At 55.8% G+C, this 14,932-nt stretch carries 12 protein-coding genes and 1 tRNA gene; 6 read left to right on the plus strand and 7 right to left on the minus strand.

The features are described 5' to 3' along the window. Positions 1-27 precede the first annotated feature (27 nt). Positions 28-720, plus strand: coding sequence for a class I SAM-dependent methyltransferase (locus Q371_RS08250; protein ID WP_034338757.1), 693 nt, complete (start codon positions 28-30; stop codon positions 718-720). Further along, positions 713-1,345: an ATP phosphoribosyltransferase gene (gene hisG / locus Q371_RS08255; RefSeq protein ID WP_051963737.1), complete on the plus strand. Its 633-nt coding sequence runs from the start codon at positions 713-715 to the stop codon at positions 1,343-1,345. The genes Q371_RS08250 and hisG overlap by 8 nt, the downstream gene beginning before the upstream one ends. Before the next feature lie 139 nt (positions 1,346-1,484). Here hisG and Q371_RS08260 read toward each other — a convergent pair whose 3' ends face one another. From Q371_RS08260 to Q371_RS08275, 4 genes are all read right to left on the minus strand, one after another. Next, positions 1,485-2,084, minus strand: coding sequence for a GNAT family N-acetyltransferase (locus Q371_RS08260; protein ID WP_034338758.1), 600 nt, complete (start codon positions 2,082-2,084; stop codon positions 1,485-1,487). Between the two features lie 47 nt (positions 2,085-2,131). Continuing rightward, positions 2,132-2,701, minus strand: a complete 570-nt coding sequence (locus Q371_RS08265) for a GNAT family N-acetyltransferase (RefSeq protein WP_034338762.1) — start codon at positions 2,699-2,701, stop codon at positions 2,132-2,134. A 197-nt stretch (positions 2,702-2,898) separates the two neighbouring features. After that, positions 2,899-3,819 carry an SIS domain-containing protein gene (locus Q371_RS08270; RefSeq protein WP_051963740.1) on the minus strand — a complete coding sequence of 307 codons (921 nt, stop codon included), beginning with the start codon at positions 3,817-3,819 and terminating at the stop codon, positions 2,899-2,901. A 365-nt stretch (positions 3,820-4,184) separates the two neighbouring features. After that, positions 4,185-4,261 (minus strand) — tRNA-Arg (locus tag Q371_RS08275). A 42-nt stretch (positions 4,262-4,303) separates the two neighbouring features. Between Q371_RS08275 and Q371_RS08280 the strand changes: the two genes are divergently transcribed. Continuing rightward, on the plus strand, positions 4,304-6,226 hold the full coding sequence (locus tag Q371_RS08280) for a peptidylprolyl isomerase (protein WP_051963743.1): 1,923 nt from the start codon (positions 4,304-4,306) through the stop codon (positions 6,224-6,226). 95 nt (positions 6,227-6,321) lie between these two features. On the opposite strand, the gene rnr is transcribed toward Q371_RS08280, so the two are convergent. Together rnr and Q371_RS08290 are read right to left on the minus strand one after the other, a co-directional pair. Beyond that, on the minus strand, positions 6,322-11,085 hold the full coding sequence (rnr, locus tag Q371_RS25515) for a ribonuclease R (RefSeq protein ID WP_051963750.1): 4,764 nt from the start codon (positions 11,083-11,085) through the stop codon (positions 6,322-6,324). Between the two features lie 144 nt (positions 11,086-11,229). After that, on the minus strand, positions 11,230-12,000 hold the full coding sequence (locus Q371_RS08290; RefSeq protein WP_245618286.1) for an exodeoxyribonuclease III: 771 nt from the start codon (positions 11,998-12,000) through the stop codon (positions 11,230-11,232). Between the two features lie 63 nt (positions 12,001-12,063). Between Q371_RS08290 and Q371_RS08295 the strand changes: the two genes are divergently transcribed. The 3 genes from Q371_RS08295 to Q371_RS08305 all read left to right on the plus strand — a co-directional run bounded on the left by Q371_RS08295 (position 12,064) and on the right by Q371_RS08305 (position 13,216). Further along, a complete protein-coding gene (locus Q371_RS08295) occupies positions 12,064-12,375 on the plus strand; it encodes a hypothetical protein (protein WP_034338980.1) in 312 nt (103 codons plus the stop codon). A gap of 71 nt (positions 12,376-12,446) precedes the next feature. Further along, positions 12,447-12,656 carry a hypothetical protein gene (locus tag Q371_RS08300; RefSeq protein WP_034338764.1) on the plus strand — a complete coding sequence of 70 codons (210 nt, stop codon included), beginning with the start codon at positions 12,447-12,449 and terminating at the stop codon, positions 12,654-12,656. A gap of 2 nt (positions 12,657-12,658) precedes the next feature. Next, complete coding sequence (locus tag Q371_RS08305; protein WP_281174292.1) at positions 12,659-13,216, plus strand: non-canonical purine NTP pyrophosphatase; 558 nt, start codon at positions 12,659-12,661, stop codon at positions 13,214-13,216. Positions 13,217-13,326: 110 nt separating this feature from the next. Here Q371_RS08305 and Q371_RS08310 read toward each other — a convergent pair whose 3' ends face one another. Continuing rightward, a complete protein-coding gene (locus tag Q371_RS08310) occupies positions 13,327-14,694 on the minus strand; it encodes an FAD-dependent oxidoreductase (RefSeq protein WP_034338770.1) in 1,368 nt (455 codons plus the stop codon). Between the last annotated feature and the right edge of the window lie 238 nt (positions 14,695-14,932).

The raw sequence follows: 14,932 nt of genomic DNA on the forward strand, positions 1-14,932 counted from the left end.
CCTTCTGCCTTCAGCTAAACTTGACCCATGACCCGAGCCCTCCGCGCTTACAACGACCCTGAGCGGGCCAGACGGTACCACACCGCTCAGGCTTTTGATCCACCCCGCAAAGCCCGCATGTTTGAGGTGATGCTGGACCTCCTGCAAGGTTTGCTTCCTGCAGGAGGAAAGGCGCTGGAACTCGGGGCTGGGAGTGGGGATTTCACAAAAGTGCTGCTGGATTCCGGGCATTTCTCAAAGATCATCCTGACCGATGGGGCAGAGGAGATGCTGGCTCTGGCCCAAACTGAAATTCAAAATGAACGGGTTTCCTTTCAGCAGTTGGATTTCACGCAGCGCTGGAGCCCCCCAGAGCTTCTGGATGCTGTGGTCAGCAGCATGGCTTTGCACCATGCCCCGGACAAGTTGTTCAGCTTTCAGCAGGCATTTGAGGCCCTCAAGCCAGGGGGTGTGCTGGTGATCGGAGACCACATTGCAGGGGTGTCTGAGGTCACGCACCGATTGATTGCTCTGGAACGGGCAAGGGTCAAACAGGTGCCTGAAGAACACCTGCAAGAATGGTTGCAGCAGGATGCAAACCTTCAGGCAGCACAGGGCAACATCTGCGAACCCCTAGACGTTTACCTGACCTCCCTGCGACAGGCAGGCTTTTTGCACGTAGACTGTTTGTGGCGAGACCACTGGATGGCTGTCCTTCTGGCCGTGAAACCTTATGACTGAACTTCTGCACATCCCCGATGGAATGACCCTCACCCTTGCCCTTCCCAAAGGGCGCGTGATGGAAACTGGAATTGAACTCCTGCAAAAAGCAGGACTTCCCCTCTCGGTCCCCGAGAAAAGCCGCCTTTTAAGGCACCATTTTGGCCCCATCACCCTGCTGGAACTGCGCAACAGCGATGTCCCTTCTTACGTGGATCTGGGCGTTGCAGATGCTGGCATCGTCGGAAAAGACGTGCTTCTGGAAGCAGGCCGCGACATTTTTGAACCTCTGGACCTCAAGTATGGCCGTTGCCGTCTGGCCCTGATCCGTGAAAAAGGAGCGGGTGGTCCCATCAACCGGGTGGCCAGCAAGTACCCCAGAGTCGCCAGGCAGTACCTCCGCGACAAGGGCTCCACCGCAGAGGTGATCAAGCTCAGCGGAAACATCGAACTGGCCTGCCTGACTGGGCTTGCCGATGCAGTCGTGGACATTGTGGAAACCGGCAGCACACTGAAAGCCAACAACCTCGAAGAAGTCGAGACCATCGCTGAATCGAGTGCCCGTTTCGTGGTGGCCCGAAGCAGCCTGAAACTCAAGCGGGCCATTTTGCGTCCCCTGATTCACAGGCTGTCTGAACTGGTTTAAAGCTGTTCCTGAAACGGTCCCCAGAGTTTTGGGGACCGATTTTCATGGATTTGATTCCGTTTTACAAATCATGTTGGTCGAACAGAGATGTCCAGCACGAAGGTTTTTTGCTGTGAACTGTTCACTGTCAACTGTGAACTTACATCAGATGCATGCCCATGGTGAAGGCATATTCGTTTTCCCTGAAAGTCTGAAACCCGAGTTTCTGGTAAAAACCCACGGCTCTGGGATTGGCTCTGGACACCCCCAGATGGACCCCTTTCACACCTTGGTTTCGCAGAAGGTCCAGAAAGGCCAGCATCAGGGCTTTGCCGTTTCCGCCTCCCTGTGCTCTGGGCAAAAGGTCAATGTGCAGGTGGGCTGGGAATGTTTCGGCCTCGTCTTTGACTTGGTATCCCTGATGGATCAGGCGGATGATGCCTGCATCCGGGCTCTGGTCAGAGGGTTCGGGCAGGGGGTATTGTTCACGCAGTCTGGGCCACCATTCGGCCTCAGTGCGGGCTTGAAACGCCACGGAATCCGGGACACCCACGATGTACCCGCAAACCCCTGCTGCGTCTTCAAGCACCAGACAAGTCTCTGGATGAAAAATCCCATATGGGGCAGCATAAAAATGCCCAATGAGCAAGGGGTCACGGTAATGGGGTGTGGCATCTTCGCCATTGTGCCCGGTTTTCAGGCAGATGTCGTACAGGGCGTCAAGATCTCTGGGTTGGTACAGGCGAATCTGAAAAGGCATGATACCACCATAATACCAATTGTATTGAGCTGGACCGAAACCTGTGCTCAAAGGTCGGTTCGGTGGGCTTCAAACCATTCTCGGGCCAGCAAGCCATATCTGCATTCATCCAGCCAGTGGGTGCCATCAAAATAAGCTTCAATCAGGTGGCCTTCTTTGCGAAAACCCAACCGCTCCAGAACCTTCTGGGAGGCCAGATTGCGTGGATCGGTGGCTGCCACCAGACGGTGCATCTGAAGGGTTTTGAAGGCATAATTGATCACCGCCTCCAGAGCTTCCGTTGCGTATCCTTTGCCCCACCACTGTGAACTGAGGGTGAATCCCAACTCGGCCTGACGCTCCTCAAAGGTGTGAACACCAATGTCTCCAATCAAAGTACCCTCTGAACCCAGAGCCACAGCAAATTGAAACCATCCAGACTGTCCGGGTTCCCGGTTTTGCATCTGGTCAATCAGGTCCATGGCTTTTGGCTCTGGGTAAGGGCTGTTCCAGCCCTGAAAACGAGCGACCTCTGGCAAAGAGCGGTATTGGGCCAGTGCAGGGGCATCTTCAGGGTGCAAACGGCGCAAGCGGAGACGAGGGGTTTCGAGGCATTCAAAGGGTGGAACCTCAAGCATGAACACTCCTTGGCTGAAATGCGAGGTGAATTCAACAACTGCACCAGAAAATGGTGCAGTCAGCATACAGCTTGAGTGTCCCAAATCGAAAGGAGGGAACCGTAGCAGGGTCCCCTCCTGAACATGCCAGAGGTCTTTTGGCTGTGTTGATCCATGAAAAGAGAGCCTGTTGTCCCTCTGTTGCATGCTTCAAAAGTTCAGTTTAAACTGTCGTCCTCATCGGCTTTGAGCTTGAAGGGTTCATTCAGCAGGTCGGCCACTTTGGTGTCTTTGGGGTCCTGATCGTAAGCCAGAGCAAGGTAATACCCCACCCACGCCCCGAGGTACCACAGGTACATGTTCTGGGCGTACTCGGAAAGGTGCTCTGGGGCCAGCACCGGAATGACCTCATCGATGCGGGTGTCCAGAATTTCCTGAGCGAGCTTCATTTCCTCGTCCAGACTCCCCAGAATCAGGGCCACACGTCCATCTCCGGTCTCGTGGCGGGCTTCAAAGCCACCAGAGAGGGTGATCAGGGGCTCATGCTCCAGAGGCACGCTCATGGTCTTGCCGATGCGACCCAGCAGGTGCTGCCACGCCCCGATCAATGCAGCATTGCTTCGAGAAGCCAGCAGCAAGGGGGTGCGGGTCCACAGGGACCATGCCAGTTGTTTGGCCGGGTTTTGTTCGGTGGGAATCTGGAAGGTGCAGCGTGCAGCAAGCTGTTGCAAGGCAGCATCGGCTTGTTGTGCAGCTTCACTGTTGCCTGTGGCATGGGCCAGGTACTGGGTGTAGGTGTACAGGCTCAGAGGGTGGGTGGGCACAAGATAATCCAAGTTCTTCAGGCTCTGGCTGACCCCCACACGCTGGATGTGGGCTCCACTGGCCTCTGCAATGTTGATCAGGTCATCCCCTTCAGGATCATTGATGTTGCCCAGCAAGAACTGGGTGCCCTGACCGACCACGCTTTTTTCGATGAAGTCGGTGAGGCGCAAGGGAAGCGCACCTTCTTCATACCCCACTGCGCCGTAAGGTTCGGAGAGGACTCGGGTGGGGCCTGCATAACTGCCGGGCAGGCTTTCCAGAACGTCATGCAAGTTGCTGGTGTCTTTTTCTTTGCGGCTGTAGTCGTCCAACATATATGCTCACTTTACAGGGGTTTCATGAAGGCCAAGGGTCGAGGGTCCAGAGACGAAGCCTAAAAAGGTTGTGCAGAGCCTTGTTTTTCAGGAAGTCAGCCTGCTGAGCAGGTTCTGGACCTTGATCACCTCAGAAAGGTCATTTCCACAGCATAAAACCCACCATGCAAAAGAATGCAGTGGAATAACCTTTTGCCTGCTGATCTCGGGTCTCAGCCTGTCCAAGACACGCATCCGAACATTTCCTTAAAGCTTTTCATCTAAAGGTGCTAGAATCTTCTGCGTGTGTGCAAACTGCCTGATTCCGTCAACACCACAAGGTGGGGGTCAACCAACAAAAATCACCACGCAAAGCGTGGTGATGGTGGCGCACCCGACAGGATTCGAACCTGTGACCTTTGGCTCCGGAGGCCAACGCTCTATCCGGCTGAGCTACGGGTGCAGGGCAGAAGGTAAAGTAGCACGATAACCAGGAGGAAGTCAAGTGAATTCGGAACCAACCTCAACCAAAAGCCTGGGTTTGCGTTTAACCCTCGGCGCTGTCGCAGTCCTCTTGCTGGGCGGCATGACCGCTGCCTTCATCCCCTTGCTGCGAAATGGCGGCCTCAACCAGCAGAGTGGAACCCCTGCCTTCAAAGTCAACGATGTGACCGTCACCGAAGAAGACATCGCAGACTTTCAGAAGAACAACCAGATCTTTTCCACCACCGAAGGCATGATTGGCGACGACCTCAAACGGGTGATGATCAGCTACCTGATTCAGGAAAATGTCCTCAAGGACGATGCCTCCAAGATCAAAATCTCGGGCAAAGAAGTGGAAGACCAGATTGATTCCATCCGCAAATCCAACGGTCTGGAAGACAGCCAGAAGTGGAAAGATGCCCTTGCCAACGCAGGCCTCACCGAAACCCTCTTGAAGCAACGCATCCGCGACAGCCTGAGAATCCAGAAACGCGGTGAGGAAGTCAGGGCCAGTGCTGCTGCCGTCACCGATGCCGAAGCCAAGCTGTTCTACGAAGCCTTCAAAGACCAGTTCAAATCCGAGCCCAGGGTGGTGGCCCGCCAGATTGTGGTCACCGACGCTGCCAAAGCTGCCGACCTGTTGAAAAAAGCCAAAGCTGGAGAAGACTTTGCTGCTCTGGCCCGTGAAAACAGCACCGAACTCGCCAAAAACGATGGTGCAGTGGGAGCCACTGGCACCGAAACCACACCCAAAGAATCGGCCAAGCTGGCTTTCCCTGAATCTGTGGCCAATGTGGTCTTCGGTCTGACCAAACCCGGCCTGACCGACGTGATCAAAGACGGCAGCAAGTTCTACATCGTGAAGGTCGAGAAAGTGCTCCCTGCTGCGGCCAAAACCTTCGATGAAGCCAAAAACGACATCATGGAAAAAGCCAAGGTGTTCAAAGAAGGTCAGGTGGTGGAAGCCTGGCAGGAAAATGCTGTCAAGAACGCCAAAGTGGAGTACATCAACACCAAGTGGAAGATCGAAGATCCCATTGTGGCTGTCGTGGATGGCAACAACATCAAATACTCCCAGATCCTGACCACCCTGTACACCAACCAGCAGATTTCCCAGTTCATCCAACCGGGCAACGCGCAGGCTGAAGGGTTCATCAACCAGTTCTTCAAACCCCAGGCTGTGGAAAGCCTGATCAACCAGTACGCTGCCGTGGAAGTGGCCAAGAAACTGAACCAACCCTTCATTGGCAACCGCGCTCAGGTGGAAGGTGCTCTGGTGGCCTACCAGGGTCGCAACGAGACCGTCACTGAAGCTGACATCGCTGCCTTCTACAAACAGAATGCTGCTCAGTTTGCTGTGTCAGGCAGTGCCAGCCTGAAAGAAGCCACCTTCAAAGACAAGAACAAAGCCCTGGCTTTCCGGGACAGCTTCCTCAAAGGAGGCAAGGACTTCACCAAAGATGCAGGCAAAGCGGGTGCCACCGTCAACGAGACCGGCACCATCACCGAGTCCAGCAGCGAAGTCAACCCTGTGATCATCCAGAGTGTCTTCAAGTCGGGTCGTCTGACCAGTGCTGGCGAAGGCAGCCTGACCGACGTGCTCGAAGTGGACAAAAAGTTTGTGGTTGGTTACGTGTCTGATCTGGTGAAACCCACCACCCGCAGCCTTGACGAAGTGCGTGAACAAATCCGCACCCAGTTGCAGCAACAGAAAGTCACCCAGAAGGGTCAGGCTTTCCTGGCGGCAGAACGCAAAAAGCTGAAAGTGGAAAACAAACTGGAAACCGTGCTCAAAGAGCAACAAACCCAGGTGGATGCTGCCAACCCCAAACAGCTTGAAGATGCCAACAAAGATGCTGGCGAAAATGCTGCCGGAGAAAATGCTGGTGCTGGAGAGACCGGCTCTGGTTCGAGCAACACCGAGAAGAAAGACGGCGCACAGTAAATTCAACAGGCTCTGGTTGTGCCTTTCAACCCATCTTCATCAAAGAACCCCGCGCATGCGCGGGGTTTCTTTTTGGTGTTGCTGTTTTGGATGGTTTATTCTTCTGAGCCAGAGCCTTCGGTGTTCTTGCCGTTGGTTCTGGGTTTGCGGCGGCGACGACGCTGGGCATCGTTTTTGGCCGCTTGCTGGGGTTCAGGCTTGCTTTGCTCTGCGGGTGCAGGCTGGCTCTGGGCCTGTTGGGGCTTCTGAGGGGCCTGCATGGGACGCTGAGGACGGGGTTTTTGCATGGGAATGGGAGACTCCGTGCGCTGTTGACCCCGATTGTCGCGGTTTTGCTGGTTTCGGCCACGGTTGTTGTTGCCCCGGTTCTGCTGACCGTTGCCACCGTCGCGGTTTTGCTGGCTCTGGCCTTGCGCAGCCTGAGGGTTGCGGTCACGGTCATTGCGCTCGTTGCGTTCATTGTTGCGCTGACCGTTGCCACCATCGCGGTTTTGCTGGCCTTGCTGGGGTTTCTGGCCCCCATTTTGCTGACCCTGAGGAGCACGGCCACCATTGCGGTTTTGCTGGCCTTGCTGGGGGTTGTTGCGTCCCTGAGGAGGACGGTTGTTGCCTCCTCCACGGAAGTCCCTTCTGGGTTGCTGGGGCTCGTCCTCACGCAGGTTTTCCACGGTCCAGTCACCAAAGTACAGTTTCTGGACGGTGACATTCACCGGACGGGAATACTCGTTCTTGGAGCGCTCCAGGGTCACCACCCGACGCTTGCGGCCACCCTGACCCGGATTGTGGGACTGGGAAGCAGGTTTGGGGGCGTTGGTGCGGGTGTTGGTCTGCATTTCGCCCCTCTTGCGGGCGCGGGGTTTCTGATCCATGTCGTTCTCCCAGAGGATGAAGTCGATTTGTCGGGCGGCCAGGTTCACGTTGGCGATCTGCACTTGCCGTTTGTCGCCCAGTTGGAAGCTCTGGCCATTGTTCTTGCCCTTCAGGGACATGGTGTCCTCGAAGAAGATGTAGTAGTCCGGCAGGGTCGAGATGTGCACCAGACCTTCGATGCCGTTCTGGATGGACACAAAGAACCCGAAGCTGGTCACGCTGCTGATGGTGCCGTCGAAGACCTCGCCCAGTTGACCTTCGGCCCACAGGCACTGGTAGTACTTGGTGAGTTCGCGTTCGGCATCGCTGGCGGCACGTTCACGTTCGCTGGTGTGGTCTCCCATGCCAGTGAGTTTGTCGTGGATGCGCTCTTTCTCGGGGCCAGAGAGTTCCTGTTGCAGGTGCTTTCTGAGCATGCGGTGCACCAGCAAATCCGGATAACGGCGGATCGGACTGGTGAAGTGCAGGTACTCGGAGAAGGCCAGACCAAAGTGCCCGAGGTTGTGCTGGGCGTATTTGGCCTGCTTGAGGGACCTCAGGAGCAGGTGGTTGACCACCGTTTCTTTGGGGGTTCCCCGTACCTGTTTGAGGAGTGCCTGATAGTTCTGAGGGGTGGGTTTTTCATCGGCCTGCAAGCCCATTTTGGTGAGCATGTGGCGAAGTTCGGTCCAGCGGTCATCGCTGGGGTCTTCGTGGACGCGGTAGAGCGCGGGGATGTTCTGCTCGATCATGTACTGCGCCACCACTTTGTTGGCGAGCAGCATCAGGTCCTCGATCATGCCACGGGCGGTTTCTTCGCGGATGGGGATCAGTTCCAGACGGCCTTCTTTGTCCACCTCGACCTTGACTTCGCTCAGTTTGAAGTCCAGAGAACCATCCCGCAAGCGACGCTGGCGCATCTTGTGGGTGATTTTGAGCAGCAGGTGCATGTCGCCTTCCAGATGGCGGGCATGGTCAGGCAGAGAGGCGGTCCCTTCGCTGTAAGCTTGCACCTCGTCGTAAGTGAGGCGGGCTTTGGAGTGGATCACGCTGGGGGTGATGCTGTACGCCACAATGTCCATGTCCGGACCCATTTCCACCAGAGCACTCAGGGTCAGGCGGTCCTTGTCGGGCACCAGAGAGCACACCCCGTTGGAGAGCTTCTCTGGCAGCATGGGGAGCACCCTGCCGGGCAGGTACACGCTGGTGGCCCTCTGGTAGGCCTCTTTGTCCAGTGCGCTGCCTTCGGTGACGTAGTAAGACACGTCAGCGATGTGGATGCCCAGCTGGAAGTTGCCGTTCTCCAGACGCTCAATGTGGATGGCATCGTCGAAGTCTTTGGCATCGCGCCCGTCTACGGTGAAGATGTTCTTGTCACGCAGGTCCAGACGGCCTTCCAGCATCTTTTTGGTGATGCGCGTGGAGATCTTCTCGGACTCTTTCTCCACTTCGATGGGAAATTCGTCACGGAGGTCGTACTGGGCAATCACGGCACGGGTTTCGGTTTCCGGGGTGATTTCGGTGCCCAGCACTTCTTTGACCCGGGCGTAAGGCTCGCGGGTGTTCTCGGGCCAGTGCAATTCTGCGACCAGACGGGAACCAAAAGGCACATTTTCCAGACCTTCTGAGAGCAGGGGGATGCTCTTGGCCAGACGGGTGTCATCGGGAATCAGAACCTGATTGCCTTTGCGCTCATCGAGGGTGCCGATCAGTTGGGTGTTGCCGCGCTCCACGATGCGAACCACCACACCGCGTGGGGAGTTTTCGTTTTTGCGTTTCTCCTCGGCTTTGATCTGGACGGTGTCGCCGGTCCATGCCCCCAGAGTGGCATCGGCAGGAATGAAGTAATCTTCCTTGCCGTTCTCGGGGATCACAAAACCAAACCCAGAGCTGGAAGACTGGAAGCGGCCTTTCACCAGATTGGTGTCCTCTGGGTAGGCATACACCCGGCGACGGATGCGGACCAGTTTCTCCTCTTCGGTGAGTTCTTCCAGCAGGCTTTCCATGTTGCGGCGGTTGCCCAGCACATTTTTGACCACCCTCGGGAGGGCACGTTCAAGGTCACGCACATGGAAGGTGCGGCGTTTTTGCTTCATGAACTCCAGCAAGACCACTTTGGGATCCTGATTGGCAGCGTCCTGAGACTCAGGGACAGTTTCTGCTTTCTCTGGGGTCTTGGGTCCTTTGCCTCTGGGTGCTTTTGGGGCAGTCTGAGCTTGAGGTTTGTTCGCCGCTTTTGCTCCAGAGCCGGGTTCATGCTTGCGGTTCAGGTAAGCGTATTGGGGCAGGTCAGGAGAAGAAGGAGTGCTCGGGATGGAAGGCTTGCTGGGATCGCTGACTGTGTGGGCATCCTGCTGGGCGACCACGGGCTCTGGGGCATCCTGAACCTGTTCCTCTGCTGCAACAGGCTGGTCTTCCTGCACGGTTTCTGCAGGTGCAGCTTTTTTGCCTCTGCCTTTTCTGGCAGGTTTGGCAGGAGCCACGACAGAAGGTGTTTCTTCCGGACTGGCTTCAGTTGCAGAGGTTTCAGTTTGCACCTCAGCGTTCACCACAGGCTCTGGAGTGACCTCTTGAACCTGTTCGGGCTCTGGCGCAGGGACCGTCTTTTTGCGGCGGTTGTTGCCCTTCTTGGGCGCAAGGGCTGTGGGTTGCTCGGGTTCTGCGGCAACTGTGTTTTCAGGCGCAGCAGTCACCTCAGGGGTGGTTTCTGCTTGAACTTCTGCCACAGGTGCTGCTTCTACCACTTCGGGCGCAGGTTCTGCTTTGGCGGTCTTCTTGCCTTTTCTGGCAGGTTTTGCAGGGGTTTCCAGAGGGGCCACATCAGCAACCACTTCCGCGATCACGGTTTCTGTGCTCTGAACCTCTGTGCTCTGAACTTCTGGGCTTTGCAACAGAGGCCCTGCCACTACAGGTTCTGTTGCCAAGACAGGGGTTTCAGAGGCTGGAGCCACTTCGCTGGATGGCGTTGCAGCTTTTTTCCCTCTGCCTTTTTTTGCAGGTTTGCTGTCTGCAGCCACAGTTTCGGTGAGGGTTTCCAGAGCCACTTCAGGAAGCTGCACCACCGGAAGCTCTGGTTGAACTTCAGGCGCGGTTTCTTGTGGGGCAGGGGTTTCTTCAGGTGCATCCGTGGTGACAGTGGCCGTTTTGCGCCCTTTTCTGGCTTTGGTGGGTTTGGGTTCAACAGAAAGTGCTGGGGTGGCTTCTGCTGCTTCAGGGACCACCAGAGCAGGCAAATCTGCGACCACTTCTGGAAGGGTGGCAGGAACCTCAGGGGTGAGGTCAGATGCGCTGCGCTTTTTGCTTTTTGAGGCAGGTTTTGCAGATTCAGCCTCTGGCTGCGGTGCTGCCTTTTTCTTGCCTTTTTGGGCAGGTTTTGCAGGTGCAGGGTCCTCAGAGACCTCTGAGGGCAAAGTCACCTGAGGCAGGTCCGTGTCAATGGCACGGGCATCAAAATCTGCCGCAGTGATGCCAGAGTCGGTGACCGAACGGGTCAGGCGTTCCAGATCCATGTCTTCAGGAACCCGGAATTCCTCGATGGGATTGGGTTCAGAAGGGGTTTCAGGTTCGGCTGTTTTTTTCTTGCGAGGGGCTGCCTTTTTGCTGGCAGGCTGAGCGGTGACCTGTTCTCCAGAAGCGGCAGGGGTTTCGTTCACCTCGGGGGTTGCAGGGGTTGCAGGGGCTTCCACCTGAGGGGCTTGCTTTTTGCTCTGGCGTTTGCTGGGTTTCACAAGGGCAGTTTCTGCGATTTCTGCAGTCGCTGGAGGTGAAATCTCTTGCAATTCTGGAGCAGGTGAAGTTTCAGAAGCCTTCATTGTTTCAGTGGAAGTTTCTGATGCCTGTGTGGTTTTGCTGGGTTTTCTGGTGGTTTTTGCAGCTCCAGAGCTGGATTTCTTGTTCACGGTTTTTTGGGTGTTGGCAGAGGTTTCTTTCTCTGCAGGGGTGTTGTTCGGTTCTGACACAATGGGTTCAGGTGTGCTGGGGGTGCCAGCACTGTTTTTGCGTTTAGGCATACTCGGGCCTCAAGACGTGAGAGTCGTACAAATTGTGGTCCTTAACTTTCGCCTGCACGATGTGCACTGGCACAGCGAAATCCTAGATTTCTGGTGCGGTTGTCAAACCACGCGAAAACGCGTCTTGTGCCCAGTATACCATCTTTACGTCAAGGGAAATTGGTACTTCACACTGAAGGCCGCATGGTCACTCAGGCGGTTTTCGCGGTCTGTGTGATGGAAAAAGGCCTTTTCGGCCAGATTGGGGGTGCAGAACTGGTAGTCCAGACGCCATCCCACATCGTTGGCATAGGCATTTCCCCGGTTGCTCCACCAGGTGTATTCCGCTGTTTCCCCCAGACGTTTGCGGTGGATGTCGATCAGCCCCAGATCCAGATACTGGCTGAGCCAGAGGCGTTCCTCGGGCAGGAAGCCACTGTTTTTCTGGTTGGAACGCCAGTTTTTCAAATCAACCGCTTGGTGTGCGATGTTGAAATCACCAGCAACAATCAGTTCTTTGCCGTCCAGATTTGCAATCAGATCCCGGGTGAACTGGTGAAAGGCATCCAGAAACTGGTACTTGAAAGCTTGCCTTGTGTCTCCACTGCTTCCTGAAGGCACATACACACTGACCACTTTGAGGGTCTCGAACTCCACAGTCAGCACCCGACCCTCAAAATCAAAATCGGGTTTTTCCATCCCACACGTGATGGCCAGAGGAGGGGTTCTGGACGCAATCGCGACGCCACTGTATCCGGGCCGTTCTGCACAATGCCAGAACGTCTGGTATCCCAGGTCACCAAAGAACTCTGGATGAGGGAAAGCCCTGACCTCCTGCATCAGGAGTAGATCGGGTTCATTTTTGCTGATCCATCCGCTCAAGTCCTTCTGGATCGCACTTCTCAGGCCGTTGAGGTTGAAAGTGGTCACATGCACGGTATCAATGTACCAAGTTGGAAGCGCTTCTTTTTTAGTAGAATGTGTGGCAAGGAGGCTGTTATGGCGGTGATTCTTTTCTTTGATGCTGAAGGACAAACTTTTACCTGGGATGAACATGAAGACAACAGCAAGCGCGTGACCCGCAAAATCCGCGACTGGGCTGAGCGCAACGGCTTTGACCGCATTGCCTTCTGGCGCGATAAAAAAGAGCCACACAAGCTCTTTGTGGAGATGGGCGGAACCAAACTCAGTTACTGGGTTCCCGAGCACATCTTCATGAACGGCGACGACACCAGCGTTGAAGAACAACTGGACTACGCACGCGGTGCACAACGCCGTTCTGTGGCAGGTTACAACAAGTTCGACAGCTGAAAAAGCTGCAAGGTTCAAAAGGTTAGACCAGACCTCCAGAGTCACAAGCTCTGGGGGTTTATGCTTTTGGCATGTACCAGACTTACACCGGCACCCTTGAAGCCATCGAAGTGCAAGCCATCCACGGCCTGAATTTTTACACCCTCACCCTGAAAAGCGCAGATGGAGTGCGCCGCATTCGTGTGCAGGACACCTTCATTCCCAAAACCCTCAAGGTGGGAGATGCCATCGAAATGGATGTGCTGCTGGGCAATGTCACCGAAATTCGGGTGATCGCCTGATCCTGTACCTCACCACCAATCCCGGCAAAGTCCGTGAGGCCCGAGAAATCCTGATCGAACAGCACGGACTTGAGTTTCACATTCAGGCCCCGCCTTTTGAGCTGCCAGAGGTTCAAGCAGACACCTGCAGCAAAGTGGCCGCTTTCAAAGCGCAATTCGCTGCAGATCGGCTTGGAAAACCTGTGCTGGTTTCGGACTCGGGGCTGTATGTCGAATGCCTTGGTGGTCTTCCCGGACCTTACAACGCCCAGTTCGAGCAGCAGCTGGGCACCCAGAAGTTTCTGGAACTCCTTCAACACCAGAGCAACCGGAAAGCCCATCTGGAGCACTGCTTCGCTTATTGCACCCCTGACGGAGAACCCGTAGTGTTCTCTGGAGGAAGCTCCGGAACCCTTGCTCTGGAAGCCAGAGGGACTCTGGGCAGGTGGCACGAAAAATTCTACATCCCTGAAGGAGAAACCCTCACTTTGAGTGAGCTGCGTGCTCTGGACCCCGAGCGTGAAAAACCCCACTGGGGAAGGGCCATGCATGACTTTGCGGCGTGGCTGAGATCCCCCTGATTCTCGCAGGCTTGAAGCGGTGTGTCCTCAGCAAAAGCAAAACGTCCCCCTGAGATCAGGGGGACCGCCAGAGCGTCAGCGATGGCAGGGGGGGCAGGAGGTGCAGGGATTTACCCTTTCACGGGCTCCAGAGCGCTGAGCATGTCCTGCACGGTGGCAAACTTCACGCGGGGACGGCCCAGGGCTTTGCCTTTTTCGGTTTCGTGCTGGTCCAGTTTGAGCCAGTCCTGGAAGGTCACCACGCGGGCACCCTTGGCGGCGAGCAGTTGATCCACGGCCTCGGGGGTGGCGTTGCTGTCTGCCACTCTGGGGAGGTTTGCAGCATCTTCAATGAACAGGTTGACGGATTCCACGGCGCAGGCTTTGTTGGTGCCGACCACGCCAGAGGGACCACGCTTGATCCATCCTGCGGTGTATTCGCCGGGGATCACGCCGCTTTCGTTTTTGACGCGGCCACCTTCGTTGGGGATCACGCCTTTGCGGGCATCGAAGGCCACGCCGGGCAGGGCCACGCCTTTGTAACCCACGCTGCGCAGGACCATGCCCACGTTGAGGGTTTCAAATTCGCCGGTTCCCACTGCAGCAATCCAGCCGTCTTGCTCCACGAGTTTGTTTTTCTCGATTTTCAGGCCTTCCACACGGTCGGTGCCAATGACTTCGATGGGGGAGACCAGAAAGCGCAGGTGCACACGGCGGGGTTTGCCTTCCAGAGGCTTCTTGCTGAATTCTTGCAGCACTTCGACGTTCTTGGCGGTGCCGGGCACTTCCATTTCCTTGGCGGAAAGTTCGTCCACTTCCACTTCTTTGGGGTCCACAACCACATCGGCGTTCAGCAGTTCACCGAATTCGCGGAGTTCTTTGGTGGTGAACTTGGCCTGTGCAGCACCACGGCGACCCAGCACGTAAATGTCTTTCACTTTGGACTGCTTGAGTTGCTCGATGGCATGGTCTGCAGTGTCGGTGAGGGCCAGTTCTTCTGCGGTCTTGGCCAGAATGCGGCTCACGTCCACGGCCACGTTGCCCACGCCGACCACAGCCACGCCTTCCACATCCAGAGGCATCACGCGGTCTGCGTAATCGGGGTGTCCGTTGTACCAGGCGACGAATTCGGTGGCGCTCATGCTGCCTTTCAGGTTCTCGCCGGGAATGCCCAGAGAACGGTCAGAGGAAGCACCCACGGTGTAGAACACAGCGTCGTAGTGGGCTTTGAGGTCGTCATAGGTGATGTCGGTGCCGAAGTTGACGTTGCCCAGAAAGCGCACTTTGGGGTTGGCTGCGATTTTCTGGAACACGGCAGTGACGGCTTTGATTTTCTGGTGGTCGGGAGCCACGCCGTAACGCACCAGTCCGTAAGGGGTGGGCAGACGGTCGATCAGGTCCACGGTGACTTCGAATTGGGTTTGTTTCAGCAGGGCTTCGGTGGCGTAGAAGCCAGAGGGGCCTGCACCGATGATGGCAACGCGAAGAGGTCTGGTCATAATGTACTCCTTACACTAAGTTCTGTCTTAAGTTTACAGAATCAGTCAAGATTGATCGTGCATCTTGACTACACAGAAGAGGATACAGGGGAACTCTGGAGGTGACAGGGGATATGCCGAGGGCCGAGAGAACAGGGCCGAGGGCTAAAAAAGCAGAAGGCAGAAAAGTGTTGTTCCTAATGTAGGGGTGAGGCGTGCCTCGCCCTGTATTGCTTTAGCCTTTCTTTTGCTCTGTGCC

This window comes from Deinococcus misasensis DSM 22328 (genome assembly GCF_000745915.1).
In the GTDB taxonomy this organism is placed as follows: Bacteria; Deinococcota; Deinococci; order Deinococcales; family Deinococcaceae; genus Deinococcus_C; species Deinococcus_C misasensis.